Raw genomic sequence first — 26,149 nt, 5'->3', positions numbered from 1 at the left:
TTCTTTGGCGAAGCAAAGAAGAAGGTCGCCCGCCGGGGCGAATTCCCGGCCGATGTAACGCCACGCAACGGAAAGCCCGTAAGCAAGAGCTCAAGCCTTACCTGTCGAAGCGAAAGCGCTTTCCACACTTAACGCGAACATAGCCAATTCATTCGATCCCCTCCCGCCGATGAGCGGCAAGCCGATGCTTAAAGTCCGCGGTCGAATGAATCCGACCCCACAGACCAAAAAAATGGCCCCGGATGTCCGGGGCCATTTTTCATGGGCGCGGGCGCTCAGGCATCAGCCGGCATCGACCACTCGGGCGATCAGGGCCTTGATGGCTTCGGCGTCCACATCCATTACCTCGACGCGCTGGGGCAGGGCCTCAATGTTCTCCAGGCCCGCCGGGCGCGCCGGCTTGCGGCCCAGGGCCTCGACGATGGTGTCCTCGAACTTGGCCGGCTGAGCGGTTTCCAGCACCAGGGTGGCCACGGCCGGATCACGCAGCTCCAGGGCCACCTTGAGGCCATCGGCCGTGTGGGTGTCGACAACCGTGGCGTAGTCCTTGTCGGCCCGGCGGATGGTGGCAAGACGGTCGGCGTGGTTGCTGCTGCCGGAGGTGAAGCCGTACTGGCCGATGCCTGCGAATTCGGCAGAGCCGGACAGGTCGAAGGCGCCGCCCGCGTCCACCTTGCTCCACAGCTCACGCACCTTGGCGCCGTCACGGCCCACCAGGTCGAACACGAAGCGCTCAAAGTTGGAGGCCTTGGAGATGTCCATGGACGGGCTGGAGGTGGCGTGCGTCTCGGCGGTGTTGCGGGGGCGATAAACGCCGGTACGGAAGAATTCGTCCAGCACGTCGTTCTCGTTGGTGGCGAGGATCAGGCGGCCCACCGGCAGGCCCATCTGGCGGGCGATGTGGCCGGCGCAGATATTGCCGAAGTTGCCCGACGGCACCACGAAGTCCAGCGTCTCGTCGTTGCTGCCGGTGCCGGCAAAATAGCCCTTGAAGTAGTACACCACCTGGGCGGCCACCCGGCCCCAGTTGATGGAATTGACGGCACCGATCTTGTACTTGGCCTTGTAGGCGTGGTCGTTGGAGACCGCCTTGACCACATCCTGGGCGTCGTCGAACATGCCGCGCACGGCGATGTTGTAGATGTTGTCGTCCTGCAGGGAATACATCTGGGCGCGCTGGAAAGCGCTCATGCGGCCATGGGGCGAGAGCATGAAGACGCGCACGCCGTGCTTGCCGCGCATGGCGTATTCGGCCGCCGAGCCGGTGTCGCCGGAGGTGGCGCCGAGGATGTTGATCTGCTCACCGCGCTTGTCGAGCACGTACTCGAACAGGTTGCCCAGTAGCTGCATGGCCATATCCTTGAAGGCCAGGGTCGGGCCGTTGGACAGTTCCAGCAGGCCAAGCCGGCCCGGCTCCAGCCAGTGCACCGGGGTGATCTCGGCCGCCCTGGCCCCATCACGCACGTAGCCGTACACCTCGACGGTGTAGGTCTTGTCGCAGATGGCCTTCAGGTCGGCGGCGGGGATGTCATCGATGAACTTCGACAGGATGGCGAAGGCCAGCTCGGCGTAGGACAGGGTGCGCCAGGCGTCCAGCTCGGCGCGGCTGATCTGCGGGTAGCGCTCCGGCAGATACAGGCCGCCATCCGGCGCCAGACCGCCAAGGAGGATGTCACAGAAGGATTGGGGGGCAGACTGGCCGCGGGTGGAGATGTAGCGCATGGTTCTCGCCGAGTTGAAAACGGAAGGCCTTGGAAGATAGCACAGGCAGCGCGGCCCTTGGCGACCGGGTCGCTTGGGCCTTCACACGCTGCGGGAAGGCCGCGCAGCCAGCCCGCGCAACAAGGGCAGGGCAAACAGGGCCACGCCGAGCGCGGCCAGGGCCACACCGGAGGCCTGCCCCGCCAGCAGGAGCGGCCCGGCAAGCAGAAAGAGCAGCGCCCGGATACGCCCCTGGCGCGTCAGAATTTCGCGCAGCCGGGTGCGGGCCGGCGTGACCGGGCCGGGATGACGCCACACGGGCAAGAGCTGGGACAGCGCCCCGGTCACCAGGGGCAGCAGGAAGCCGGCGAAGAAGCCGGCCACGGCCGGCCGGCCGGGCATGAGCGCGAGCCCGTGGAGGGCACCGGCCCCACAGAGAACGACCAAGCCAACGCTGGCCACCAGCAGGGAGGCCGTCGCACCATCGCCGGACAGACGTGCCCAACCGTGGGCCCTCCACCACCCGACCAGCGTTGCCACCACCACACCGCCCACCAGGACCGCCGCCACCGGCCCAAGCCAGGGCAGGCCCCCCGCCACGGACGCAGTGGCGATGCCGGCCAGCGTCCACGGCAGTTGGCGAGTCAGCCGCGCGGCCGCCAGGGAATCGGGCCGACCGAGGGCGGTAGGCATCAGCACATGCAAAGTGCCGATGGCGCTCAGACCGATGAAACCGAGGGTGTTCAGGTGCAGATGCGCCAGCCGGGCCAGGGGGTAGGCAGGCGGCCACACCAGCCCGGCCCCAATGACGAGCAGGGCCAGGATCAGGCAGCCGAGGGCGGCGACATACCAGGCCAGCCCCGGGTGCGGCCTGCCCAGGGCACGCCGCCCCTTGCCCAGCACCCAGACCAGGAAGACCACGGTCGCCACCAGGCCCATGCTCAGTGCCCCGTGCAGCACCCAGCCCGGTAACCACCCGCCCAGGGCGCCCAGGGCCAGCAGGCCGACCCATTGCATCACCAGGGGAATCCGGCGCACCACGCCGACGGCCCCGCCACTGCGGGTCAGCACCGGCACAAAATGCCCCATCGCCGCAAACACCAGCGGCATGGCCCCGACAGCAAAGGCCGCGTGGGCCGCCGCAGCCGGCGCAACACCCTGCAGGGCCAGCGCGATCGCCAGTGCAAAGGCCAGCACGGCGCAACACCCCAGATAGATCAACACGGCCCTCGTCCTTTCGTTCTGTCCCGCCGGGAAGAAACGGATCAGGGGACAGGAAACCATCCACCCCGGATGCGCCCTCGCCCCCCGCCGCCTGCGGGTAGACCTTACCCCACCCGCGCCGTCCCGGCTGCGGCCCGCGTACCGGTTGCGGATCGGCCTTCGCACGGCGGACACCCTTCGGAGGGCAAACGGGCAGGGGCGACTGACCAGTGTGATCAGCCGCCCCCCATCACGGCGTTGCTGTTCCGGCACGAGGCGCGGGCCTACGTGCGCAACGCCCGCCTCTAGGCCGCTTCAGCCGACCCGGGCAAAGTCGATGACGATGGCGCCCGGCTCGCGCTGGCGATAGGTGATGGCGAGCTTGTCGCCATAACGCTGCTGCAGTTGCCCCAGCAGCGGCAGCGGGTCGTGGTCGTTGCAGAACTGCATCACCTCGCCCGGCACCAGGGCATCCAGCGCACCAAAGATGGCGGCGTGGCGGAAGCGCTTGGCAATGCCACGAGCGTCAAAGGGGTAGATGGCTTCGGGGGTGGTGTGGTTGCAGACGTGGATGGTTTGCATGACGGCTCCTGGGGCTCGAGAAAGTCCGACTGAATTTGTCGGGTATCGTCAGTGTGCCGTGTCGCCCTGGGCCTTTCCTTGATCTGGATCGGGTTTTCGCCCACAACGAAGGCAAAAAAAAGCCGCCCGAAGGCGGCTCTGGCAAACGCTGAAAACCCGGGAATTACAGGTTTTCCAGACGCAGCCGGATCACCGGGCGGGTCACCGAGTCGAGGCTCTCGATCTTGGCGATGGCCGTGTCCACGTTCTTCTCGATGGTCAGGTGGGTGAGGATGATGATGTCGGTCTGGGACTCGCCCTCTTCCGGCTCACGCTGCAGCATGGCGTCGATGGAGATGGACTGGTCGGCCAGGATGCGGGTCACGTCGGCCAGCACGCCCGGCTTGTCGAGCACACGCAGGCGCAGGTAGTAGCTGGTCTCCACCTCTTCGATGGGCAGCACCGGCACGTCGGTGATCTGGTCGGGCTGGAAGGCCAGATGGGGCACGCGGTGTTCCGGATCGGCGGTGTGCAGACGGGTCACGTCCACCAGGTCGGCGATCACGGCGGAGGCGGTCGGCTCGGCGCCGGCACCCTTGCCGTAGTAGAGGGTGGCGCCCACGGCGTCGCCCTGCACCAGCACGGCGTTCATGGCACCTTCCACGTTGGCGATGAGGCGCTTCTCGGGGATCAGGGTGGGATGCACGCGCAGCTCGATGCCCTGCGGACGGCGGCGGGCGATGCCCAGCAGCTTGATGCGGTAGCCCAACTGCTCGGCGTACTTGATGTCGGCGGCTTCGAGCTTGGTGATGCCTTCCACGTAGGCCTTGTCGAACTGCACCGGCACACCGAAGGCGATGGAGGCCATCAGGGTGGCCTTGTGGGCGGCGTCCACGCCTTCGATGTCGAAGGTCGGGTCGGCTTCAGCGTAGCCGAGGCGCTGGGCTTCCTTGAGTACGTCGGCAAAGGGCAGGCCCTTGTCGCGCATCTCGGACAGGATGAAGTTGGTAGTGCCGTTGATGATGCCGGCGATCCACTGAATGCGGTTGGCGGAGAGGCCTTCACGCAGGGCCTTGATGATGGGGATGCCACCGGCCACGGCGGCCTCGAAGGCCACCATGACGCCCTTCTTCTGGGCAGCGGCGAAGATCTCGTTGCCATGCACGGCGAGCAGGGCCTTGTTGGCCGTGACCACGTGCTTGCCATTCTCGATGGCCTTGAGCACCAGCTCCTTGGCCACGCCATAGCCGCCGATCAGCTCGACGACGATGTCGATCTCGGGGTCGGTCACCACCGAGAAGGCGTCGTCGGTCAGGCGCACGCCACTGCCGGCTACGCTCTTCGCCAGTTCCAGGTTCTTGTCGGCCACCGCGGTGATGCGGATCGGCCGGCCGGCACGGCGGGTGATTTCTTCTTCGTTGCGCTTGAGAACGGTAAAGGTGCCACCGCCGACGGTGCCGATGCCCAGGAGGCCAACATTGATGGGTTTCATGGTCTTTTGGGAAGTGAGAGGTTCAGGTGAGAGTTTCGGTGTTGAAAATGGAAAGGGCGCGACAAAGGTCGCGCCCGGGTGTGCTCAGGTACCGTGGCGCTTGCGGTAATTGGCCAGGAAGCGGGCAACGCGACCGATGGCGTCACGCAGGTCGTCCTCATGGGGCAGGAAGACCAGGCGGAAGTGATCGGGGCTGGGCCAGTTGAAACCCGTGCCCTGTACCAGCAACACCCGTTCCTCTTCGAGGAGTTCGGCGATGAACTGCTGGTCGTCCTCGATGGGATAGACCTTGGGGTCAAGCCGCGGGAACATGTACAGGGTGGCCTTGGGTTTGACGCAACTGACGCCGGGGATGGCGTTGATCAGCTCATAGGCCAAGTCGCGCTGACGGCGCATGCGCCCGCCCGGGGCCACCAGATCGTCGATGCTCTGGTAGCCACCCAGGGCGGTCTGGATGGCGTACTGGCCCGGCACGTTGGCGCACAGGCGCATGGAGGCCAGCATGTTGAGACCTTCGATGTAGTCCACTGCCGGGCGCTTGTCGCCGGATACCACCATCCAGCCAGCCCGGTAGCCGCAGGAGCGGTAGTTCTTGGACAGGCCGTTGAAGGTGATGGTGAGGACATCCTCCGACAGGGAGCCGATGGAGGTGTGCACGACGCCGTCGTAGAGCACCTTGTCGTAGACCTCGTCGGCGTAGATGATCAGGCCGTGCTCGCGGGCGATCTGGACGATGGCCTTGAGGGTTTCGTCCGGGTACAGGGCGCCGGTGGGGTTGTTGGGGTTGATGATGACGATGGCGCGGGTCTTCGGCGTGATCTTGGCGCGGATGTCGTCCAGGTCGGGCAGCCACTCGTTGGCTTCATCGCAGATGTAGTGGCGCGGGGTGCCACCGGACAGGCTCACCGCAGCGGTCCACAACGGGTAGTCGGGCGCCGGCACCAGCACTTCGTCGCCGGTGTTGAGCAGCGCGTTCATGGCCATCACGATCAGCTCGGAGACGCCATTGCCCACGTAGATGTCCTCCAGCGTCACACCCTTGATGTGCTTCTGCTGGGTGTAATGCATGATCGCCTTGCGGGCCGCGAAGATACCCTTGGAGTCCGAGTAGCCGGCCGCATTGGGCAGATTGCGGATCATGTCGAGCTGGATTTCTTCGGGCGAATCAAAACCGAAGGCGGCCAGGTTGCCGATGTTCAGCTTGATGATCTTGTGGCCCTCGTCCTCCATCTGCTTCGCCTTTTGCAGCACGGGGCCACGGATGTCGTAACAGACGTTGGCGAGCTTGTCGGACTTGCGAATGGGTTCCACGGTGCTTTCCGTTTCCTTGCGGGTGGGTGCGGGCTTCTCGGCGGCGGGCTTCGAAACAACGCGCAGTTTGGCGTGACGGCTCATGGTCGGGGCCTCAACCCCCTGCTGCCGGCAGACGCTCGACCGGCAGATGCGTGAAGACGCAAAGCTATAATGTTACCCAAGCCACCCGGACCGGGCAAATCAGCGTCCCGCCACCACAGAGATCCGCCCATGAAACTCCACCTCGACAAGAGCGACCAGTACAACACCATCGCCCGCTATGACGCCACCCACGTGATGGTCGGCACCACCCGCCACGAATCCAGCGTGATCGTGATGCCCAACCGCATCGAGCCCGACTGGCACCAGGGCGGCTTCGCGACCCTCGACGAGGCCGCCTTCGAGCACCTGGCCGGGCTGGGCTGCGAGATCCTGATTCTCGGCACCGGCGTGAAGCAGCGCTTTCCCCACCCGAGCCTGATGAAAAGCCTGATGGCCGCCCGCATCGGCCTGGAAGTGATGGACCTGGGCTCGGCCTGCCGCACTTACAACATCCTCGTTGCAGAACATCGCACGGTGGCCGCCGCGCTGCTCTTCGACCCAGTGTAAACAAGCAAGGCGGCCATTCTTCCGCGGGATGGATTGCCAGCCCCGCGCCTTGGGATTAGGCTGTCTCCGGAAACCTTTTCCGGAGACACCATGCTCGACCAGGCCGCCCCCGACTTCAGCCTTCCCGCCACCAGCAACCAGACGATCACCCTCTCCGCCCTCCAGGGGCACAAGGTGGTGCTGTATTTCTACCCCAAGGACAGCACCCCCGGCTGCACCACCGAAAGCCAGCAGTTCCGCGATCTGCACCCCGAGTTCCTCGCCGCCGGCACCATCGTGCTGGGGATCTCCCGGGACAGCCTCAAGTCCCATGACAACTTCCGCGCCAAGCAGGCCCTGCCCTTCGACCTGGTCTCCGACCCGGACGAAACTGCCTGCACGCTGTTCGGCGTGATGAAGATGAAGAACATGTACGGCAAGCAGGTACGTGGCATCGAGCGCAGCACCTTCGTCATCGACGCGGCGGGTGTCCTGCGCCGTGAGTGGCGCGGTGTGAAGGTGCCCGGACACGCCCAGGAAGTACTGGATTACATCAAGACCCTGTAAAGCCCTCTCCCACGACAGCCGAGAAAACCGACGACCATGGCCACCCGACGCCCCGCGAAGTCCAAGATTGCCTCCACCAAGCTGTTCGTCCTCGACACCAACGTGCTGATGCACGACCCGACGAGCCTTTTCCGCTTCGAAGAACACGACATCTTCGTGCCGATGATGACCCTTGAGGAGCTCGACTCCAACAAGAAGGGCATGTCGGAAGTGGCCCGCAATGCCCGTCAGGCCAGCCGCAGCCTGGACGAGATCGTGGGCTCTTGCCCGGAAGGCATCGACGATGGCATCAGCCTCGTCGGTCCCTCCAGCCAGCTCGCCAGCGGCCGCCTGTTCCTGCAGACCGAAGCCATCAACGTGCAGCTACCGGCTGCCCTGCCCACCGCCAAGGGCGATAACCAGATCCTGGCGGTGGTGATGCACCTGTTCGAGAAGTTCGACCGCAAGCGCCCGGTCATCCTGGTGTCGAAGGACATCAACATGCGCATCAAGGCCCGCGCCCTGGGCCTGGCTGCGCAGGATTACTTCAACGACAAGGTGCTCGAAGACACCGACCTGCTCTACACCGGCACCAAGGAGATCGACGCGGCCTTCTGGGAAGCCAATGGCAAGGACATCGAATCCTGGAAGCAGGACACCCATACCTACTACCGTCTCAAAGGCCCGGATACCGCCGACCTGCTGATCAACGAGTTCATCTACCAGGATGGCGAGCAGCCCCTGCAGGCGTGGGTGAAGGAGAAGGCCGGCCGGACCATCACCCTTGAAACACTGATCGACTATTCCCACCAGAAGAACAACGTGTGGGGCATCACCGCCCGCAACCGGGAGCAGAACTTCGCCCTCAATCTCCTGATGAACCCGGAGATCGACTTCGTCACCCTGCTTGGGCAGGCCGGCACCGGCAAGACCCTGCTCACCCTGGCCGCCAGCCTGACCCAGGTGCTCGAAGCCAAACGCTACTCGGAAGTCATCATGACCCGTGTGACCGTGCCGGTGGGTGAGGACATCGGCTTTCTGCCCGGCACCGAAGAGGAAAAAATGGCCCCCTGGATGGGCGCCCTCGAAGACAACCTGGACGTGCTCAACGGCACTACCGGCGAAGGCGGCGAGTGGGGTCGCGCCGCCACCCGTGACCTGATCCGCAGCCGTATCAAGATCAAGTCCCTCAATTTCATGCGCGGGCGCACCTTCATCAACAAGTTCCTGATCATCGATGAAGCCCAGAACCTCACGCCGAAGCAGATGAAAACGCTGATCACCCGCGCCGGCCCGGGCACCAAGGTGGTGTGCATGGGCAATATCGCCCAGATCGACACCCCTTATCTCACCGAGGGCTCGTCGGGCCTCACCTACGTGGTGGACCGCTTCAAGGGCTGGCCCCATTCCGGCCACATCACCTTGCAGCGGGGCGAACGTTCGCGCCTCGCCGACCACGCGGCGGAGGTGCTTTGAGCCCCCGCCTTTCACGCCAGACCCGCGGATGATCCAGCGCGACCAACTCGAAAGCCGCTATGCGGGGCGGGCGGCGTTTGTCGAACGACTGCTGGGGGTGTTCGCCCACACCTACGCAGCGGTTCCCGGCGAACTTCGTCTGGCCGTGGAACGCGGTGATTCGGTCGGCGTCGCCCGCCTTGCCCATATGATCAAGGGCTCGGCGGGCAACATCATGGATCACGATTTGCTGGCACTGGCTCGAAAGACGGAACAGGCCACCCGCGAGATGCGACCGGAAAGCATGGGGCTGGCCCTCGATCTGGCCGATGCCCTGGACCTGACGCTGGCCGGGATCGGCACCTGACAGGATCCGCCGATCAGATCGGAAGCCCTGCAGCAGCCCTGGCCAGCGCATCCGCATCAAGGGCCTCGAGAACCAGCGGGCAGGCCTCGCCGATCTGCAGGTAAAGCCCCTCCCCGCCCTTGCGGTAGGCTGGATCATAATGATCATTCACCAGTTCGGTGGCGAGCTGGCGCCAGGCACCGAGGGTCACAAGCGCCTGCCAGGCTGCCACACGCTCGTACCCGTGCTGGGGAACAAGACGGGCAAGCTTGTCTCGAAAAGCGCCCGGGTCGGCAATCAGATGGGCGTAGCGCTCCACCAGGTGATCCACCCGTGCCGCCAGGGGCGCCTCGATGCGTGTGCAGCGCCCATTGCGCAGGGCTTCGAAGAGGGCCGCCGGCACATGCAGGCGCCCGATGCGTCGGCTTTCCGACTCGGACCACACGGGGCGCGCCGGATCAAGTGCCGTGAGCGCCGCCCACAAAGCCGTCTCGAAGGCCTTCTGGCCGGGCTGCAGGCCATCGGTCTCGCCTCCCAGCACCGAACCGCGATGACGTGCAAGGGCTTCCAGATGAAGAATTTGCCCGCCGCGATCGGCCAGCGCCTCCAGCACAGCCGTCTTGGCGCTGCCGGTGGGGCCACACAGGATGTTCAATTCGAGGCTACGGGGCAGCGTCTCGAGATCATCCAGTACGCGCTGGCGAAAGGCCTTGTAGCCACCCTCCAGGCGCCGCGCCGCCCAACCCACCTGACCGAGCACGAGGGTCATTGCGCCACTGCGCTGCCCCCCGCGCCAGCAGTACACCAGCGGCTTCCAGCCCTTCGGCTTGTCGAAGAGCTGATTCTCGATATGCTTGGCGATATTGCGTGATACCAGCGCCGCCCCCAACTTGCGCGCCTGAAAGGGGGAAACCTGCTTGTAGAGGGTACCCACCCGGGCCCGCTCCTCATCATCCAGGACGGGGCAGTTGATGGCACCGGGAACATGATCTTCGGCAAACTCCGATGGCGAGCGCACGTCGATAATGCTGTCAAAATCACCGAGTTGGTCAACGGTTGCGGAAAAGGGAGCAGGATGGCTGGCCACGTGGAATACGGACGAAATGACAGGAATGAAGATGACAAAAACCGCTTTGCGACTCACTGAATTGTCTCATGGCGGCGGATGCGGCTGTAAGATCGCCCCCGCCGTGCTCAACGAAATGCTGGCCCGCATGCCGGCAGCGAAGCCCTTCGCCAATTTGATGGTCGGCACCGAAACCGCCGACGATGCCGCAGTGTGGCGCCTGAACGATCAGCAGGCACTGATCGCCACCACCGACTTCTTCATGCCCATCGTCGATGACCCCTTCGACTTCGGACGCATTGCCGCCACCAATGCCCTGTCGGACGTCTACGCCATGGGCGGGACGCCCATCATGGCCCTGGCCATCGTCGGCATGCCTATCAATGTCCTGCCCGTGGAAACCATCGGGCGCATCTTGGAAGGCGGTGCCAGCGTCTGCGCCGAAGCCGGCATCCCTGTGGCCGGCGGGCACAGCATCGACTCGCCGGAGCCGATCTACGGCCTCGTGGCCCTGGGCCTCGCGCACCCGGATGTCATCAAGCGCAACCGCGATGCCCGGGATGGAGATGCGCTGATCCTGGGCAAACCACTGGGTGTGGGCATTCTGGGCTCCGCCATGAAGAAGGGGCTTCTCGACGCGGAGGGTTATGCCCAGATGATCGCCACCACCACCCGTCTGAACACGGTCGGCCCGACCCTCGCCGCGTTGCCGGGGGTCCACGCCCTCACCGACGTCACCGGTTTCGGCCTGCTCGGACATCTGCTCGAACTGTGTCGCGGTGCGGGTCTGGGCGCCACGGTGACGGCCGGAGCCCTGCCGGTCATGCCCGCAGCGATCCCCTTTGCGAAACAGGGCATCGGCCCGGGTGCCATCGGTCGCAACCTGGCCAGTTGCGGCGACGCCGTGCAATTCGACGCCGGGGTGGAAGCATGGCAACGCAGTCTGACGGCTGATGCCCAGACCAGCGGCGGGTTGCTGGTGGCCTGCGATGCGGGCAGCGTTGAGCAGGTACTGGCCTGCTTCCGGGCGGGCGGTTTTGTTGACGCGGCAGTGATCGGCCGGATGCACGCGGGCCCGCCCCGGGTTCAGGTCGACGCCTGAAGCAGCCCCCCGCCCATGCGTTCTTCGCGACGTCGCCACTTCATCGGCGCAGCCCTTGGCACGGCGGCGCTGGTCACCTTGGCCAAACGCCCGGCAAGTGCCGCTCCGGCTGCGGGGTTGCCCCGACGCATTCTCCATGTCATGAGCTTCGACTCGCCATGGCGCTGGACCGACGGCCAGTTCGCGGGCTTCAAGGAAGGCCTTGGCAAGTTGCCGGCAGAGTTCCAGGTTTTTCAGATGGATGTAAAACGCAACAGCAGCCGGGAGGCCAAGGCGCGCAAGGGCGGCGAGGCCCTCGCCCTGATTGAGGCGTGGCAGCCCCAGCTACTGTATGTATCCGATGACGACGCCATGGAGTTTGTGGTGCGTCCACTGATCGGTCAGCACCTGCCCTGTGTGTTCAGCGGGGTCAACAAGACACCCGCCGAGCATGGGCTGGACTCGGCCAACAACGTCACCGGAGTGCTCGAACGCGAACACCTTGTCGAATCGGTACGCTTGCTGCAGAACCTCGTTCCCGGCCCCCTGCGGCTTGCCGCCCTGTCGGACATGGGCCCCCAGTGGCCACCGATCATCGAACGCATGCGCTCGACGGTATCAGGACTGCCCGGGGTGAGCCTGAGCGTGGTCGATCGGGTACGCAGCTTTGCGGAGTTCAAGGCGCGCCTCCAATCCTACCCGGCGGTCGCGGATGCCGTCGTTCAACTGGGCATCTTTGCGCTGGCCGACACGGACGGCACCAACGTGCCTTACCAGAAAGTTCAGAAATGGGCCTGCCTGAACAGCCACCTGCCTGACATCAGCTTCTGGGTGGATCGGGTTCATCACGGGGTGCTGGCCTCCATGGCCATCTCCGAACTGGAGCAGGGCCGGGCAGCCGGCCGTCTGGCCCGCGCCATCCTCGTCGAGGGCACGCCTCCCTCGGCCTTGCCGATCCGATCCGCGGTCAAGGGCCACCCGGTCATCAATCTGGCTCGGGCGAAGCAACTGGGGCTGGGCGTGAAGTCTTCCCTGCTACTGTCCTCCGAGGTCATCACCCACTTCCCCTGGGAGCACGACGGATGAACTCACCCGGCCTGCGCGCCCGTATTCTGTTGATCGCAGGGAGTGTGTTTCTCTTTGGCATTTTTGCGGCGGTCGGCGTGTCAGGCTATTTCCTCCATGACCGACTGCTGCATTCCCAACTCTCCCGCACCCAGGCCATCGCCAAAGGCTTGGCCACCCAGCTGGAACGGGTTCTGTCGCTGGGGATAGAACTGGACAACCTCCAGGGCTTCGACGAACAGTGTGCCGAGGCCGTACGCGACAACCCGGACCTGGCCTTTGCCATGATCGTCGGCCCGGACGGGCGGGTCGTGTTCCACAGCGGCGCGGGCGGGCCCGACACCCAAGCGCTGCCATCAGAACTGCTGGCGGCCCTGGGGCGAGGGGAAGGCAGCGTCGAGATCGCCGCCGATGGCGTCTTTGCCGCCTTCAAGCCGGTCAGGCGAGTATCGGGCGAGGGCCTGGCTACGGCCGTGGTGGGCTTTCCACGCGAGCACGTGGAGCGCCAGCGCAATGAACTGCTGGCCATTGCCACCGCCATTGCCCTCTGTGCGCTGGCCCTGTGCCTGACGCTGCTGTTCCTCGCCCTGTCCCGCTATGTGATCCGGCCACTGTCCCGTTTTGCCCAAACCATCGACACTATCGGCCATGGCAGTGCGGGCGGGCGGACACGCATCCCGGTGAGTGGCACAACTAGCGAGCTGGATCTGATGGTGCGTGGAGTGAATCGCCTGCTGGACCGCATCGACGAACGGGAAGATGAACTGACCACGGCCAAGGATCTTGCCATCACGGCAAACCGGGCCAAGAGCACCTTCCTTGCCAACATGAGCCACGAATTGCGCACCCCGATGAACGCCATCATCGGTCTCACCGATCTGATCCGGCGCCACACCCACGATAAAAAAACCCTCGAACAACTGGCCAAGATCGCGGGCGCGGCCCGGCATTTGCTGGCGATCATCAATGACGTCCTCGACATTTCCAAGATCGAGGCGGAACGCATGCATCTCGACAAGATTCCCTTCCAGCCCGGCACGGTGATCGAAAACCTGATCAATCTCATCGACGCCCGCGCCCACGCAAAAGGACTCGATCTGATCACGGAAATGGCCCCGCAGCTCGCGGAGACGCCCGTTCTCGGCGATCCGCTGAGACTGGGCCAGGTGCTTCTCAATCTCGCGGGAAATGCCGTCAAGTTCACCTCCCGGGGCACGATCACGATCCGGGCATTCCCGGTGGATGAGCCCCCCGGCGACACCCCTGCCCTGGTACTTCGCTTCGAGGTGGAAGACACCGGCCCGGGCATCGCCAAAACGGATCAGGCGCGCCTGTTCAGGGCTTTCGAGCAGGTGGACAACTCCATCACCCGCGAATTCGGTGGAACCGGCCTTGGGCTGGCCATCAGCAAACGCCTGGTGAATCTGATGGGAGGCGACATCGGAGTGGACAGCACACCGGAGGGCGGCTGCCGTTTCTGGTTTACGGTGCGCCTGGAGCCCGCAGATCATGTTGTCCCCGTCGCCCTGCCGCCAGGAGGTGGGGCCGAGGAGGATTTGCGCCGCTGTCACGCCGGCGCCCGCATCCTGCTCGTGGAAGATGAAGCGATCAATCGGGAGGTATCCACCCACCTTCTGAGGGAAGTCGGCCTTGAGGTGGACGTGGCCGAAGACGGCGAGCAGGCCCTGCGCATGGCTTGCACGCAGGACTACGCCCTGGTGCTGATGGATATGCAGATGCCGCGCATGGATGGCATGGAGGCGACACGCCGCCTGCGCCGCCTTGATGGCTGGAAGCAGGTGCCGGTCCTCGCCCTCACGGCCAATGCCTATCCGGAAGATCGTCAGCGCTGCCTCGACGCCGGGATGAGCGACTTCATTATCAAACCTGTCGCACCGTCGCTGCTTTACGCAAGCCTGCTGGCCTGGCTGTCGGTCGGCGACAACGAGAAGATGGAAGCGCCCAGCGAGCGTGAGCGGCGCCCCTGACACCGCGATCCGCGCCTCGACCGCTGTCGACTATGATGCGGGCACGAACAAGCCCACAGGAGACAGCAGCATGGAAAGCCGTTACCTCGACGACCTGATCGTCGGCGACCGTTTCACCAGCGGAGGCATGACCCTCACCGAGGCAGAGATCATCGACTTTGCCTTCCGCTACGATCCCCAGCCCTTCCATCTGGATGTGAACGCGGCCGCCGAGTCACCCTACGGGGGGCTGATCGCCAGCGGCTTCCAGTCCATCGCCATCTGCTTCCGACTGTTCATCCAGACCGGCATCTTCAGCCAGTCGAGTATCGGCTCGCCCGGTCTGGACGAACTTCGCTGGCTGGCGCCGGTGCGCCCCGGCGACACCCTGCGCAGTATCGTGGAAGTCCTCGAAGTGCGCCCTTCCAGTTCAAAGCCGGATCGGGGAATCGCCCGCCTGCGCTACTTGGCCGTCAATCAGCGGGACGAAACGGTGCTGAGCTTCATCGGCAACAACCTGCTCAAGCGCCGCCCGTTCTGATTCACCCGCCGCGATGTCAGCGTGACATCACGTGGGCCAGCCAAAGTTCAAGATCCTGCACCTCTTCAAGGCACAGGGAGTGGTCCATCGGATAGCTGCGCCATTCCAGCGGATAACCCGCCGCCTTCAGGAGATCCGCGGAGGCCTTGCCGAAATCGCAGGGAATCACCGGGTCTTCAAGGCCGTGGGCCATGAAGATCGGGGTCTTGGCGTTGGCAGGCGCGGCCTCATCGGCGAGGGAATCGGCCAGCGGCAGGTAAGTGGACAGGGCCAGCACGCCGGCCAGACGCCTGGGATGGCGCAGCGCGGTATGGAGGGCAATCGCCCCACCCTGGGAGAAACCGGCCAGCACGATGCGGCTGTCGGGAATACCGCGGGCGTTCTCCCGGGCAATGAGGGCCTCGATCAGCGCCGCGGACTCGCGCACACCAACCGGATCTTCCCGGCGGGTCGAGAAATCCGACGACACGATGTCGTACCAGGCTCGCATCACATAACCGCCGTTGATGGTCACCGGACGACTTGGCGCATGGGGAAACACGAAGCGGGTGAAGGGCAGGCGATCAGCTTCGAATTCGTCGATTACGGGTTCGAAATCGTGGCCGTCCGCCCCGAGGCCATGCATCCAGATCACGGCATGGGTGGGGGACGGTCCGGTCTCGATTTCAACGGCGGGCAGCAGAGTGTCAGTCATGGCGGCGTTCCTGTTGGGGGGTCAGTGGATTGTATCGGAGCCAATGCCGTGATCGCAGCCGGCAAGATTGGGGATTTCTTGCGCGAGATCATGACACGGGGGCACCACTGGGGTAGATTCAGACGTTTGATTCACGCCAATCGGTCTGTTTATGGACACCTCCGCCTCCGACACCCTGATCCGAACCAACCTCGACTTCCTGCGGCGCCATGCCCCCTTCGACCGGATGGAAACGGAAGCTCTGCGCTTCCTGGGCGAGCGGTTGGCCACGGCCTTCTATCCCGCCGAAGCCGAGATACTGATCCCCGAAGATGGTCCGCCGCGCTTCTTCTACATCGTCTATCGCGGCAAGGTGCAGGCTCGCCAAGTGGGCAGTGTCTCGGTCACGGAATATTCAACCCTGACCCTGGGGCCGGGCGAAGGCTTCCCGATCGGCGCCATCTCGGCGGGCCGTCCATCGACCAACGGATACATCGCCGTCGAGGACAGCTACTGCTTCCAGCTACCGGCGGCCGATTTTCTCAAGCTGCAGGAACTCAGTCCCACGTTCCAGCTTTTCTGTACCCGTTACATCGCCAGCCTCCTCAACCAGTCGCGGGAGCAGTTGCAGGTCCAGTTCTCGCAACGGGCTGCCGAGCAGCAGACGATGACCACGTCTCTTTCCAACCTGGTCAAGAAGGCGCCCGTTTTTGTCGGCCCCGAACTTGCCACCCGCTCCGCCCTCGAGAGGATGGTCGAAGCCGGCGTCGGCTGCCTCGCGGTGGCGGGAGAGGACGAGAAGCCGGTAGGCGTGCTGACCCAGAGTGACATCCTCAAGCGCATCGTGCTGCCGGGCTTCGATCTGACCCGCCCCATCGCCGAAGTGATGACGACACCGCCCCACACCCTCAACGCCAGCGCCAGCGCCTACGACGCAGCACTGGAGATGGCCACCCACGGTGTGCGTCATATCCTGGTAGTCGATACCGACGACAAGCTCAAGGGGGTGATCTCGGAACGCGACCTGTTTGCCCTGCAGCGCATCGGCCTGCGCCAGATCCGCTCGGGCATCGAAAGTGCCGCCGACGTTCAGGCCCTGCAGCGGGCCAGCCGCGACATCCGCCAGCTGGCGCTCAACCTGCTGGCCCAGGGCATCGGTGCCGAGCAACTGACCCAGTTCATCTCGGCCCTCAACGATGCCCTGACCCGTCGCATCATCGAACTCAATCTCAACCGCCACGACCTTTATGGTGTTGAGTACGCCTGGCTGGCCTTCGGCTCCGAGGGGCGTCACGAACAGACCCTGTCCACCGACCAGGACAACGGAATTCTCTACATCCTGCCCGAATGGGCCGACAAGGAGCCCCTCAAACTGCGTCTGCTGGAGTTTGCCAAGGATGTGAACAACGACCTCGCCGCCTGTGGCTTCCCCCTGTGCGAGGGCAACATCATGGCCAGCAACCCGGAGCTTTGCCTGACCTTCGACGAATGGCGCGAAAAGTTCGGTACCTGGATCCGCGAACCCCACCCCGAGGCCCTGCTCAACGCCACCATCTTCTTCGACTACCGCGTGCTCTACGGCGACGAGAAGCTGGCCCACAAGCTGCGCCACTGGCTGCTGTCCATGACCGGCGGCAATCCGGCCTTTCTCAAGGCCATGGCCACCAACGCCCTTGATGTGTCGCCGCCCCTGGGCAAGATCCGCGATTTCGTCACCGATGATGATGCCCGCCATCCCGGCACCATCGACCTCAAGAAGTTCGGTGCACGCCTTTTCGTGGATGCCGCCCGTGTCCTGTCCCTGCGCACCGGGGTGGACGCGACCAGCACGGTGCAACGTCTCCGTCAGGGCGGCTCACGCATCGGCATGCCGGCCGAGGAGCTCGCGGCCATGGCCGATGGTTTCCACTTCATCCAGCTACTGCGCCTGCGTCATCAGCACCTGGATACCGATCACGGCTCGTCGGGAGACAACCGGGTCAAGCCGGATGATCTCAACGAGCTGGACCGCCGCATCCTCAAGGAAGCATTTCGCCAGGCCCGCAAGATTCAACTCCGACTCAAGCTCGACTACCAGATATGAACTGGCTCTCCCGACTCCTGCCGGGGAGCAACCCGGCCCTCGATCCCGAACAGCGGGCGGCCCTGGATGCCATCATCGCGTTGCCCCCGCCAGATCTGGCGCGCTCGCACTACGAAACACGCTACGTCGTGATCAACGCGGAAACCGGCCCCATGGACGGTGGTGGTCAACGGCTGCTGGCAGTGGGTGCCGTGGCCATCAACCAGGGCTTGCTGCACCCTGCCGACGCCTACCGCGCCCAGCTCGGCAGCGCCCCGGTGGATGCCATGATCGGCCTTGTGCGCTTCATTGCCCGCTCACCGGTCGTGGTTTTCAACGCGCCATTCAATCAGGGTACCCTCGAACGCGCCCTTGAGCAGAACCTGGGCAGCGCCCCCGACCTCGACTGGATCGATCTGATGGTCCTGATGCCCAGTCTCTTTCCGGAACGAACCACCGGGCAGGCCCGCATGGACGCCTGGCTGGGGGCCTTCGGGATCGACCGGCTGGATCACCGGGATGCGCTGCTTGAGGCGCTCTGCGTGGCCCAGTTGCTCCAGGTCGCGCTGGCCCGAGCCAATGCCCAGGGCCTGGCGTCACCAAGGGACCTGCTGGACACCCAGAGCAGCCGCAAGTGGTTGCGGGGCAGTTGAGAACGTCCACGCAAAGGGGCGCCTCGGCGCCCCGTGTTCCAACTGCGGCCCCCTTCCGGGTTGGCCCGCTCCGGGCGGATCACACCTTCAGGAAGGTGTCCCGGTAGTAACGCAGTTCGGCAATCGACTCATGGATGTCCGCCAGCGCCTGGTGGGCCCCCTTCTTCTCGAGCCCCTTGTACACATCCGGGCGCCAGCGCCGGGCCAGCTCCTTCAAGGTGGACACGTCCAGGTTGCGGTAGTGGAACCAGTCTTCCAGTGCCGGCATGTAACGGGCCATGAAGCGGCGATCCTGCCCGATGGAGTTGCCGCACATGGGCGAGGTCCGCGAGGGGATGTACTGTTTCATGAACTCCAGGTAGATCTGCTCCGCCTCTGCCTCGCCGATGGTGGAAACCTTGACCCGGTCGATCAGGCCGGAACGGCCGTGGGTGTTCTTGTTCCACTCGTCCATGGCGTCAAGCACCGCATCGGGCTGATGCACGGCAACCACCGGGCCTTCCGCCACCACATCCAGATTGCTGTTGGTGACGACCATGGCGATCTCGATGATGCGGTCGCTGTCGGGATTGAGGCCGGTCATTTCCATGTCCAGCCAGATGAGGTGATTCTGGTCCTGTGCCATAATCGGTCCGCTTTTTGGTAAAGGCGCGATTCTACGCCCATGCCCGGCGCCGTGCCCGGCGCCGTGCCCGGCTCAAGCCACCCCTGCCCTGCCCCTCGCCGATGACCTCCAGCCAACTCTCCGCTGTTTTCCTGCTTGCCCTGTTTGCCGGCCTGATGTTCCGCTTCTGGCTCGCCATGCGTCAGATGCTGCATGTGCGCCACCACCGGGGCGCCGTACCCGCCGCCTTCGCCGACAGCATTTCCCTGGACGCCCACCAGAAGGCGGCCGACTACACCGTGGCACGGGTGCGGCTGGGCATGATCGATCTCTTCATCTCCACCTGCCTGCTGCTGATCCTGACCCTGGGTGGCGGCCTGCAAGCCCTCCACGACCTGGCCAGCCGCTTCCTCGATGCCGGCAGCCTGGCCCAGGGTGTCGCCTTCATCGCCCTGGTCGCCAGCGTCTCATGGCTCATGGACCTGCCCCTAGGCCTCTACCGCAGCTTCCGCCTGGAAGCACGTTTCGGCTTCAACCGCCTGACCCCGGGCCTGTTCATCGCCGACACACTGAAGGGCGTGGCCCTTGCGGCCCTGATCGGCCTGCCGCTGATCGCCTTCGTGCTGTGGTTGATGGGCTCCATGGGCGAGCGCTGGTGGCTATATGTGTGGGCCTTCTGGCTCGGCTTCAACCTGCTGGTGCTGCTGGTCTATCCGACCTTCATCGCCCCCCTGTTCAACAAGTTCAAGCCCCTCGAAGACGGCCCCCTCAAGGCCCGCATCGAAGGCCTGATGACACGCTGCGGCTTCCGCCTGTCGGGCCTGTTCGTCATGGACGGATCAAAGCGCTCGGCCCATGGCAATGCCTACTTCACCGGCTTTGGCGCGGCCAAGCGCATCGTTTTCTTCGACACCCTGCTCGACAAGCTGGCACCCACCGAGGTAGAGGCCGTGCTGGCCCACGAGCTGGGTCACTATCATCATCACCATCTGTGGAAACGCCTTGCGGTGATTGGAGCCGGCAGCCTGCTGTTCTTTGCCCTGTTGGGTCATCTGGCCAACCAGAGCTGGTTCTTCGAGGGCCTGGGCATGCAGGCCAGCGGTACCGCGCCGACTCTGATGCTGTTCGCCCTGGCGCTGCCGGTATTCACCTTTCCCCTGACTCCGCTGATGAGCATGTGGTCGCGCAAGCACGAGTTTCAGGCGGACGCCTACGCAGCCAGTCAGGCGCCGGCCACCGAGTTGATCAGTGCCCTGGTCAAGCTGTACCGGGACAACGCCTCGACCCTGACCCCTGACCCCCTCTACTCCAGCGTGTACGACTCCCACCCCCCCGCGGCGATTCGCATTGCCCGACTGCAGGCAGCAAGCCAGTGAAAACCTTCGGCACCCTGATCGCCGCCTTCGGCCGCCAGTACGAGGTCCGCAGTGACGCCGGCGAGATCCTGCTGTGTGTTCCCCGCGGCAAGAAGAGCCTGTTTGCCTGCGGCGACCGGGTCCAGATTGCCGCTACGGGCCCGGGCCAGGGCGTCATCGACAAGCTGGTGGAGCGCAGCAGCCTGCTCTACCGCTCCGACGCCTGGCGGCAGAAGCTGATCGCGGCCAATGCCACCCAGGTGGTAATGGTGGTGGCCACCGAACCGAGTTTCAGTGACGAGTTCATCTCACGGTGCCTGTGCGCAGCAGAGAATCAGAACCTCAAGGTGCTGATCGTGCTGAACAAGACCGACATCGTCGCCGGCCTTGCCGATGCCCGCAGCCGCCTCGCCACCTTCTCGGCCCTCGGTTACCCGGTGCTCGAGATGTCGGCCCTCGACAACGTGGATACCCTGCGGGCGCGCCTGATCGGCGAGACCAGCCTGCTGGTCGGACAATCCGGGATGGGAAAATCCACGCTGACAAATGCGCTGATTCCCGAAGCCAGGGCGGAGACGCGGGAGATCTCCGAGGTATTGGATACGGGCAAGCACACCACGACGTTTGCTCGTCTCTACCCTCTCCCTGAAGGTGGCGGCATCATCGACAGCCCGGGCATGCAGACCTTCGGGCTCGTGCATCTGGGTGGAAAGGATCTGGAAGCGAGCTTTCGGGAGTTTCGCCCCTATGCCGGGCAATGCCGCTTCCGGGACTGCAGGCACGATTCGGAGCCCGGTTGCGCCCTGCGGGCCGCCGCCGAGAGCGGAATGATTGAAATGAAACGCCTGCGCCAGTTCCTGCAGTTCCGCACCGAATGCGAGCAGGGGCGGCGGCAGGCGCAGGGTTGGTAAGGCCCTGACGGGCCTCCGGGGTCAGGGAAGCTCGTCGCCCCTGCCCAGCCAGTCCGGGTTGGGCAGTTCGTCGAACGCGTGCCCAAGGGCCTCGCTCCAGCGATTACGGATCATCGCGAAGTACTCGTTCTTGGCATCAATACTGAGATGTGAGGAGATCTGAAGCTCGTCAGTCTTGATGATTGCGAGATCCAGGGGCACCCCTACCGAGAGATTGGAGCGGATCGTCGAATCCATGGAAATCAGGGCCAGCTTCGCTGCCTCATCCAGACTGGTATGACGCTTGACCACCCGGTCGATGATCGGCTTGCCGTACTTTGACTCGCCGATCTGGAAGTACGGGGTGTCAGGCGTGGCTTCGATGAAATTGCCCGCGGCATAGATGTGGAACAGCCGCGGCTGCTCCTTGCCGATCTGGCCGCCGAGTATCAGGGCCGCGGTGAAATCAATGCCGAAGTTCTGCAGCGCTTCCGCATCCCGGCGGAACACCTCCCGCAGGGTCTCGCCCACGTGACGTGCCGCCTCAAACATGTTGGGCACGGACCACAGATTTTCACGGGCATCCTGGGAGGCCATGGTTTCCCTCAGCATGGAGACGAGTTGCTGGGTGATGGCCAGATTGCCGGAGCTCATCAACACCAGCACACGCTCTCCAGGGCGCTGGAAGATGCTCATCTTGCGGAAGGTATTGATGTGGTCAACACCGGCGTTGGTTCGGGAGTCGGAGAGGAACACCATACCGGCATCCAGCAGCATGCTGACACAATAGGTCATGAAATCAGGCCCGAATGAAAAGGGGCGACGCCAGTCAGGCATCGCCCCGGACAGGGAAAACGCACAGCGCGGATGGCTGCACCGGTCAGTTTTGCAGATCTTGCAGGATGGACTTGATCTCGGCACGCACCGAAGCCAGTTGCTCACGCAGGCCGACCGACTCTTCGGCATCCTCGCGCTTGCGGGCTGCGATCTCGTCAAGACGGTTGCGGGCACCGGAGATCGTGAAGCCATCCTGGTATAGCAGTTCGCGGATGCGACGGATCAGGAGCACTTCATGGTGCTGGTAGTAGCGTCGATTTCCCCCCCGCTTCACGGGCCGCAACTGGGTGAATTCCTGCTCCCAGTACCGCAACACATGGGGTTTGACACCGCACAGTTCGCTTACTTCACCAATGGTGAAATAGCGCTTGAGGGGAATCGGCGGCAGATCGGCTGCCGCCGGAAGATCACTTTGCAACATCGCTCAGTTGCTCCACATTGGCCTTGAGCTTCTGACTGGCGTGGAAAGTCACCACACGCCGGGCAGTAATGGGAATCTCTTCGCCCGTCTTGGGGTTGCGGCCGGGGCGCTGGGGTTTCTCCCGTAGTTGGAAATTGCCAAAGCCCGAGAGCTTCACGCAGTCGCCCCGCTCAAGAGCCATGCGGATCTCCTCAAAGAAGCACTCCACCATATCCTTGGCTTCACGCTTGTTGAGGCCGACCTGCTCAAAGAGCAAGTCGGCAAGCTCTGCCTTCGTCAAGGTCATGCTCATGGTGGTCAGGCCCTCAACTTGGCGCCAAGGTTTTCCTCAGCGTGGCGGGTCAGGGCGGTCATCACGGCATCCACTTCGGCATCCTCCAGAGTTCTCTGAGTTTCTTGCATAACTACCCGAAAAGCAAGGCTTTTCCGGTTTTGCTCGATACCCTTGCCCTGGTACTGGTCGAACAGTTCGATGCGCTGAACAATGGCAGGAGCAACACTCTGCAGCCCCTTCAGGAGCTGTGCGGCTGCGGCATCCTGCTCCACCACGAGGGCCAGATCGCGAGTCACCGCGGGGAAGCGGGAAACTTCCCGATAGGCGGGCGTCACGGTCTCAAGCAAGGCCTCGAGTTCAATCTCGAAAACCACCGGTGCAGCACCCAACTCGTAGCGCTGCACCCAGACCGGATGCAACTCGCCAATGAAACCGATGCACTTCCCCTCGAGCACGACCTGTGCGGAACGGCCCGGATGCAGGGCCGGGTGAACCGCCCGCTCGAACTCGGCAACCCGCGGAAAGAGCAACGCCTCGAGGTCTGCCTTGAGATCGAAGAAATCGACACTGCGGCCGGCCTCACCCCACTGCTCAGGGCGGGCGAGGCCACCAGCCAGCGCAGCCAGGCGGATAGGCTGATTGAAACCGTCTACGGGCTGACCCGACGGGCTGCGGGTAAAACAGCGTCCGATCTCAAAAACGCGCACCCGGTTGGTCTGACGCTTGCGGTTGGTGGCCAGGTTGGCGACGAGGCCACCGATCAGCGTCGAGCGCATCACGCTCATCTGGCTGGCAATCGGATTCGCCAGACGCACCGGATCGGTGTTGCCAGCGAAGTCCTTCTCCCAGGCCTCTTCGACGAAGGCAAAGTTGATGACTTCCTGGAACTCGCGACCAGCCACCAGACGCCGCACGAACATGGCGTCACGCCGGGATTCCGGACGGGGCAGCATGCTGATCGGCCCCCGGGGCGATAGCACCGGGATGTTGTCGTAGCCGTGGAGACGGGCGATTTCCTCGATGAGGTCTTCCTCGATCTCCAGGTCGAACCGGTAGGAAGGCGGCGTGACGATGAAGTCCTCACCATCCCTGACTACATCGAGACTGAGGCGCACGAACATCTCGGCCACAGCATCGGCGCTCAGGGCAATCCCCAGTACACGGCGCACACGGGCCGCACGCAGGCGGATCGGAGCACGGGCCGGCAGCTTGCCCGGCTCAACTGCTTCCACCACCTGTCCTGGCTGGCCGCCGCAAACGTCGAGAATCAGGCGGGTGGCACGCTCGATGGCTTTGGTGGCCAAGGCGAAGTCCACCCCACGCTCGAAGCGGTAGGAGGCGTCAGAGGAGAAACCATGGGCACGGGCACGCCCGGCAATCGCATCCGGTGCGAAGAAGGCGCTTTCCAGGAACAGGTCCGTCGTGTCGAGGGTGATCCCGCTGTCTTCGCCCCCCATCACGCCCGCAAGCGCCAAGGCGCGAGATTCATCCGCAATCAGCAGGGTATCGGCGGCGGGCGTCACGGTCTGGCCGTTGAGGAGCAGAACCTGCTCGCCGGCAGCCGGAAAGCGGACGTGGATCGCCCCGTTCAGCTTCGCCTCGTCGAAGGCATGGAGCGGCTGACCGAGTTCCAGCATGACGTAGTTGGTGACGTCCACCAGGGCACTGATGGAGCGGATGCCGCTGCGCGCCAGACGCTGCTTCACCCATTCGGGCGTCGGCGCCTTGGCATCCACACCCCGGATGATCCGGCCGGAATAAAGCGGACAGGCGTCCGGCGCGTCGAGGACAATGGCGCGGATATCACTGTGGGTTGCCGCCACCGGGTCGCAGGCCGGCAGGCTCAGCGGACTGCCGGTAAGGGCAGCAACTTCCCGGGCGATGCCGGTCAGGCTCAGGCAATCGGCACGATTGGGCGTGAGCTTGATGGTAAACAGGGTGTCATTGAGCGCCAGATACTCACGCAGATCAGTACCGACTGGCGCATCCTCCGGCAGGATCAGCAGACCACTGCTCTCCTCGGAGATACCGAGCTCCTTTGCCGAACACAACATGCCGAAGGACTCGACGCCGCGCAGCTTGGCGGCCTTGATACCGAACCCCGCCAGGTCGGCGCCGACGAGGGCGCAGGGAATCCGGATGCCGGCGGCGGCGTTGGGTGCGCCGCAAACAATCTGCAGCAACTCGCCCTGCCCTGCGTCCACCTTGCAAACACGCAGCTTGTCAGCATTGGGGTGCTTTTCGGCCTCGACGATCTGCGCAACCACCACCTTGGAAAACACAGCGGCCACGCCGTCCTGCTCTTCCACTTCCAGCCCTGCCATGGTGAGCAGATGGCCCAGCGCGTCCGAATCAAGGTCCGGACTGACGAAACTGCGCAACCAGAGTTCTGAGAATTGCATGGCTTACCTGAATTGACCGAGGAAACGAAGATCGCCTTCGAAGAAAAGGCGCAAGTCGTTGACGCCATAGCGCAACATGGTGAGGCGGTCCGGCCCCATGCCGAAGGCAAAGCCGGTATAGCGCTCAGGATCAATGCCGCCAAAACGCAGCACGTTGGGGTGCACCATTCCGCAGCCGGCGATCTCCAGCCAGCGGCCTTTCAGCGCACCGCTCATGAAGGCCACGTCAATTTCTGCAGACGGCTCGGTGAACGGGAAAAAGGACGGCCGGAAGCGCACCTGCAGATCGTCGCTCTCGAAGAAGCTGCGCAGGAAATCGGCGACAACGCCCTTGAGGTCGGCAAAGCTCACCGACTCACCCACCCACAGACCTTCCACCTGGTGGAACATGGGCGAATGGGTGGCATCGGAGTCGACCCGATACACCCGCCCCGGCGCAATGACCCGAAGCTCGGGCATGGTGTCGCGGTCCTTGTAGGCCTCCACATGGGCCTGCATGGCGCGGATCTGGACCGGACTGGTGTGCGTGCGGAGCATCACCCCTTCACCGTTCTCGAGATAGAAAGTGTCGTGCATCGAACGGGCCGGGTGATTGGCCGGCGTGTTCAATGCCGTGAAATTGTAGAAATCGGTCTCGATCTCGGGGCCTTCGGCCACATCGAAGCCAATGGAACGGAAGAGCTGTTCGATACGCTCCAGGGTACGCACCACCGGATGCAGTCCACCGACACCGGCACCACGCCCAGGCAGGGTCACATCCAGCGCTTCGGCTGCCAACTGGGCTTCGAGCGCGGCCTGCTGCAGCGCATCGCGCCGCGCATTGAGCAGGGCTTCGATGGCGGCCTTGGCCTTGTTGATCTCGGCACCGGCGCTCTTGCGGGCCTCCGGATCGAGCTTGCCGAGGCCCTTCAACAGTTCGGTGAGAGAGCCCGCCTTGCCCAGATATCGGGCCTTGGCCGTTTCGAGGGCGGCACCATCAGCAGCAGCGGAAAAATCGATTTCAGCCTGCGCGACGAGTTGATCGAGTTGATCCATTTTTCTGTCTTATCCCGGGTTCAGGACAAAAAAAAGGA

25 protein-coding genes are annotated in these 26,149 nt (G+C 64.1%); 12 read left to right on the top strand and 13 right to left on the bottom strand.

Translation table 11 applies throughout. From position 1 onward, the window contains the following. Positions 1–282: 282 nt before the first annotated feature. From thrC to J0L98_RS04820, 5 genes are all read right to left on the bottom strand, one after another. Complete coding sequence (gene thrC / locus J0L98_RS04840; protein ID WP_296410394.1) at positions 283–1,722, bottom strand: threonine synthase; 1,440 nt, start codon at positions 1,720–1,722, stop codon at positions 283–285. A gap of 81 nt (positions 1,723–1,803) precedes the next feature. Further along, positions 1,804–2,925 (bottom strand): hypothetical protein, encoded by a 1,122-nt coding sequence (locus J0L98_RS04835; RefSeq protein ID WP_296410393.1) that lies wholly within the window; start codon positions 2,923–2,925, stop codon positions 1,804–1,806. Between the two features lie 294 nt (positions 2,926–3,219). Next, positions 3,220–3,486 carry a DUF2249 domain-containing protein gene (locus tag J0L98_RS04830; protein WP_296401931.1) on the bottom strand — a complete coding sequence of 89 codons (267 nt, stop codon included), beginning with the start codon at positions 3,484–3,486 and terminating at the stop codon, positions 3,220–3,222. A gap of 163 nt (positions 3,487–3,649) precedes the next feature. Next, complete coding sequence (locus tag J0L98_RS04825; RefSeq protein WP_296410392.1) at positions 3,650–4,957, bottom strand: homoserine dehydrogenase; 1,308 nt, start codon at positions 4,955–4,957, stop codon at positions 3,650–3,652. Positions 4,958–5,041: 84 nt separating this feature from the next. After that, the gene (locus tag J0L98_RS04820; protein ID WP_296410398.1) at positions 5,042–6,268 is read right to left on the bottom strand and encodes a pyridoxal phosphate-dependent aminotransferase; all 1,227 of its coding nucleotides are present in this window, start codon (positions 6,266–6,268) and stop codon (positions 5,042–5,044) included. Between the two features lie 213 nt (positions 6,269–6,481). Between J0L98_RS04820 and J0L98_RS04815 the strand changes: the two genes are divergently transcribed. The 4 genes from J0L98_RS04815 (at position 6,482) to J0L98_RS04800 (ending at position 9,206) form a co-directional block, all read left to right on the top strand. Continuing rightward, entirely contained in the window at positions 6,482–6,859 is a 378-nt protein-coding gene (locus J0L98_RS04815; protein ID WP_296410391.1) for an Mth938-like domain-containing protein, read from the top strand. A gap of 90 nt (positions 6,860–6,949) precedes the next feature. Beyond that, a complete protein-coding gene (locus J0L98_RS04810) occupies positions 6,950–7,405 on the top strand; it encodes a peroxiredoxin (RefSeq protein ID WP_296410390.1) in 456 nt (151 codons plus the stop codon). 36 nt (positions 7,406–7,441) lie between these two features. Beyond that, entirely contained in the window at positions 7,442–8,860 is a 1,419-nt protein-coding gene (locus J0L98_RS04805; RefSeq protein ID WP_296410389.1) for a PhoH family protein, read from the top strand. A 28-nt stretch (positions 8,861–8,888) separates the two neighbouring features. Then, the gene (locus J0L98_RS04800; protein WP_296410388.1) at positions 8,889–9,206 is read left to right on the top strand and encodes an Hpt domain-containing protein; all 318 of its coding nucleotides are present in this window, start codon (positions 8,889–8,891) and stop codon (positions 9,204–9,206) included. A gap of 13 nt (positions 9,207–9,219) precedes the next feature. Here the strand turns inward: J0L98_RS04800 and mnmH are convergent, their stop codons facing one another. Beyond that, positions 9,220–10,329: a tRNA 2-selenouridine(34) synthase MnmH gene (gene mnmH / locus J0L98_RS04795; RefSeq protein ID WP_296410387.1), complete on the bottom strand. Its 1,110-nt coding sequence runs from the start codon at positions 10,327–10,329 to the stop codon at positions 9,220–9,222. On the opposite strand from mnmH, the gene selD reads away from it, so the two are divergent. The 4 genes from selD (at position 10,304) to J0L98_RS04775 (ending at position 14,905) form a co-directional block, all read left to right on the top strand. After that, positions 10,304–11,353, top strand: coding sequence for a selenide, water dikinase SelD (selD, locus tag J0L98_RS04790; RefSeq protein ID WP_296410386.1), 1,050 nt, complete (start codon positions 10,304–10,306; stop codon positions 11,351–11,353). The two genes, mnmH and selD, sit on opposite strands and share 26 nt — an antisense overlap. Before the next feature lie 15 nt (positions 11,354–11,368). Continuing rightward, positions 11,369–12,418, top strand: coding sequence for an ABC transporter substrate binding protein (locus tag J0L98_RS04785; protein WP_296410385.1), 1,050 nt, complete (start codon positions 11,369–11,371; stop codon positions 12,416–12,418). Next, entirely contained in the window at positions 12,415–14,385 is a 1,971-nt protein-coding gene (locus tag J0L98_RS04780; protein ID WP_296410384.1) for a response regulator, read from the top strand. The genes J0L98_RS04785 and J0L98_RS04780 overlap by 4 nt, the downstream gene beginning before the upstream one ends. 70 nt (positions 14,386–14,455) lie before the next feature. Continuing rightward, complete coding sequence (locus J0L98_RS04775; protein WP_296410383.1) at positions 14,456–14,905, top strand: MaoC family dehydratase; 450 nt, start codon at positions 14,456–14,458, stop codon at positions 14,903–14,905. A gap of 16 nt (positions 14,906–14,921) precedes the next feature. Here J0L98_RS04775 and J0L98_RS04770 read toward each other — a convergent pair whose 3' ends face one another. Continuing rightward, positions 14,922–15,599, bottom strand: coding sequence for an alpha/beta fold hydrolase (locus J0L98_RS04770; RefSeq protein ID WP_296410382.1), 678 nt, complete (start codon positions 15,597–15,599; stop codon positions 14,922–14,924). 151 nt (positions 15,600–15,750) lie between these two features. Between J0L98_RS04770 and J0L98_RS04765 the strand changes: the two genes are divergently transcribed. Continuing rightward, complete coding sequence (locus J0L98_RS04765) at positions 15,751–17,661, top strand: DUF294 nucleotidyltransferase-like domain-containing protein (RefSeq protein WP_296410381.1); 1,911 nt, start codon at positions 15,751–15,753, stop codon at positions 17,659–17,661. Further along, the gene (locus J0L98_RS04760) at positions 17,658–18,293 is read left to right on the top strand and encodes a 3'-5' exonuclease (protein ID WP_296410380.1); all 636 of its coding nucleotides are present in this window, start codon (positions 17,658–17,660) and stop codon (positions 18,291–18,293) included. The genes J0L98_RS04765 and J0L98_RS04760 overlap by 4 nt, the downstream gene beginning before the upstream one ends. Positions 18,294–18,372: 79 nt before the next feature. On the opposite strand, the gene orn is transcribed toward J0L98_RS04760, so the two are convergent. Then, the gene (gene orn, locus J0L98_RS04755) at positions 18,373–18,918 is read right to left on the bottom strand and encodes an oligoribonuclease (protein ID WP_296410379.1); all 546 of its coding nucleotides are present in this window, start codon (positions 18,916–18,918) and stop codon (positions 18,373–18,375) included. A 101-nt stretch (positions 18,919–19,019) separates the two neighbouring features. On the opposite strand from orn, the gene J0L98_RS04750 reads away from it, so the two are divergent. Next, positions 19,020–20,273, top strand: a complete 1,254-nt coding sequence (locus J0L98_RS04750; protein WP_296410378.1) for a M48 family metallopeptidase — start codon at positions 19,020–19,022, stop codon at positions 20,271–20,273. Next, positions 20,270–21,163 carry a ribosome small subunit-dependent GTPase A gene (gene rsgA, locus J0L98_RS04745; protein ID WP_296410377.1) on the top strand — a complete coding sequence of 298 codons (894 nt, stop codon included), beginning with the start codon at positions 20,270–20,272 and terminating at the stop codon, positions 21,161–21,163. Before J0L98_RS04750 ends, rsgA begins: the two co-directional genes overlap by 4 nt. A gap of 21 nt (positions 21,164–21,184) precedes the next feature. On the opposite strand, the gene J0L98_RS04740 is transcribed toward rsgA, so the two are convergent. The 5 genes from J0L98_RS04740 to pheS all read right to left on the bottom strand — a co-directional run bounded on the left by J0L98_RS04740 (position 21,185) and on the right by pheS (position 26,111). Next, complete coding sequence (locus tag J0L98_RS04740; RefSeq protein WP_296401915.1) at positions 21,185–21,937, bottom strand: proteasome-type protease; 753 nt, start codon at positions 21,935–21,937, stop codon at positions 21,185–21,187. 85 nt (positions 21,938–22,022) lie between these two features. Further along, positions 22,023–22,400 carry a MerR family transcriptional regulator gene (locus J0L98_RS04735; RefSeq protein ID WP_296410376.1) on the bottom strand — a complete coding sequence of 126 codons (378 nt, stop codon included), beginning with the start codon at positions 22,398–22,400 and terminating at the stop codon, positions 22,023–22,025. Next, on the bottom strand, positions 22,387–22,692 hold the full coding sequence (locus J0L98_RS04730) for an integration host factor subunit alpha (protein ID WP_296401913.1): 306 nt from the start codon (positions 22,690–22,692) through the stop codon (positions 22,387–22,389). The genes J0L98_RS04735 and J0L98_RS04730 overlap by 14 nt, the downstream gene beginning before the upstream one ends. A gap of 5 nt (positions 22,693–22,697) precedes the next feature. Then, on the bottom strand, positions 22,698–25,076 hold the full coding sequence (pheT, locus tag J0L98_RS04725; protein ID WP_296410375.1) for a phenylalanine--tRNA ligase subunit beta: 2,379 nt from the start codon (positions 25,074–25,076) through the stop codon (positions 22,698–22,700). A gap of 3 nt (positions 25,077–25,079) precedes the next feature. Beyond that, positions 25,080–26,111: a phenylalanine--tRNA ligase subunit alpha gene (gene pheS / locus J0L98_RS04720; RefSeq protein WP_296410374.1), complete on the bottom strand. Its 1,032-nt coding sequence runs from the start codon at positions 26,109–26,111 to the stop codon at positions 25,080–25,082. Between the last annotated feature and the right edge of the window lie 38 nt (positions 26,112–26,149).

It is taken from the genome of Zoogloea sp., from assembly GCF_017302315.1.
Classification (GTDB): domain Bacteria; phylum Pseudomonadota; class Gammaproteobacteria; order Burkholderiales; family Rhodocyclaceae; genus Zoogloea.
The sequence above is the reverse complement of the archived record's forward strand: the minus strand, read 5'-3'. Positions and strand labels throughout refer to the sequence as shown.

Excerpts from the sequence above, each read along its gene's own strand:
- thrC (WP_296410394.1), bottom strand. The coding sequence starts at position 1,722 with ATGCGCTACATCTCCACCCGCGGCCAGTCTGCCCCCCAATCCTTCTGT.
- J0L98_RS04830 (WP_296401931.1), bottom strand. The coding sequence starts at position 3,486 with ATGCAAACCATCCACGTCTGCAACCACACCACCCCCGAAGCCATCTAC.
- J0L98_RS04825 (WP_296410392.1), bottom strand. The coding sequence starts at position 4,957 with ATGAAACCCATCAATGTTGGCCTCCTGGGCATCGGCACCGTCGGCGGT.
- J0L98_RS04815 (WP_296410391.1), top strand. The coding sequence starts at position 6,482 with ATGAAACTCCACCTCGACAAGAGCGACCAGTACAACACCATCGCCCGC.
- J0L98_RS04810 (WP_296410390.1), top strand. The coding sequence starts at position 6,950 with ATGCTCGACCAGGCCGCCCCCGACTTCAGCCTTCCCGCCACCAGCAAC.
- J0L98_RS04805 (WP_296410389.1), top strand. The coding sequence starts at position 7,442 with ATGGCCACCCGACGCCCCGCGAAGTCCAAGATTGCCTCCACCAAGCTG.
- J0L98_RS04800 (WP_296410388.1), top strand. The coding sequence starts at position 8,889 with ATGATCCAGCGCGACCAACTCGAAAGCCGCTATGCGGGGCGGGCGGCG.
- selD (WP_296410386.1), top strand. The coding sequence starts at position 10,304 with ATGACAAAAACCGCTTTGCGACTCACTGAATTGTCTCATGGCGGCGGA.
- J0L98_RS04785 (WP_296410385.1), top strand. The coding sequence starts at position 11,369 with ATGCGTTCTTCGCGACGTCGCCACTTCATCGGCGCAGCCCTTGGCACG.
- J0L98_RS04780 (WP_296410384.1), top strand. The coding sequence starts at position 12,415 with ATGAACTCACCCGGCCTGCGCGCCCGTATTCTGTTGATCGCAGGGAGT.
- J0L98_RS04775 (WP_296410383.1), top strand. The coding sequence starts at position 14,456 with ATGGAAAGCCGTTACCTCGACGACCTGATCGTCGGCGACCGTTTCACC.
- J0L98_RS04770 (WP_296410382.1), bottom strand. The coding sequence starts at position 15,599 with ATGACTGACACTCTGCTGCCCGCCGTTGAAATCGAGACCGGACCGTCC.
- J0L98_RS04765 (WP_296410381.1), top strand. The coding sequence starts at position 15,751 with ATGGACACCTCCGCCTCCGACACCCTGATCCGAACCAACCTCGACTTC.
- J0L98_RS04760 (WP_296410380.1), top strand. The coding sequence starts at position 17,658 with ATGAACTGGCTCTCCCGACTCCTGCCGGGGAGCAACCCGGCCCTCGAT.
- orn (WP_296410379.1), bottom strand. The coding sequence starts at position 18,918 with ATGGCACAGGACCAGAATCACCTCATCTGGCTGGACATGGAAATGACC.
- J0L98_RS04750 (WP_296410378.1), top strand. The coding sequence starts at position 19,020 with ATGACCTCCAGCCAACTCTCCGCTGTTTTCCTGCTTGCCCTGTTTGCC.
- J0L98_RS04740 (WP_296401915.1), bottom strand. The coding sequence starts at position 21,937 with ATGACCTATTGTGTCAGCATGCTGCTGGATGCCGGTATGGTGTTCCTC.
- J0L98_RS04735 (WP_296410376.1), bottom strand. The coding sequence starts at position 22,400 with ATGTTGCAAAGTGATCTTCCGGCGGCAGCCGATCTGCCGCCGATTCCC.
- J0L98_RS04730 (WP_296401913.1), bottom strand. The coding sequence starts at position 22,692 with ATGAGCATGACCTTGACGAAGGCAGAGCTTGCCGACTTGCTCTTTGAG.
- pheT (WP_296410375.1), bottom strand. The coding sequence starts at position 25,076 with ATGCAATTCTCAGAACTCTGGTTGCGCAGTTTCGTCAGTCCGGACCTT.
- pheS (WP_296410374.1), bottom strand. The coding sequence starts at position 26,111 with ATGGATCAACTCGATCAACTCGTCGCGCAGGCTGAAATCGATTTTTCC.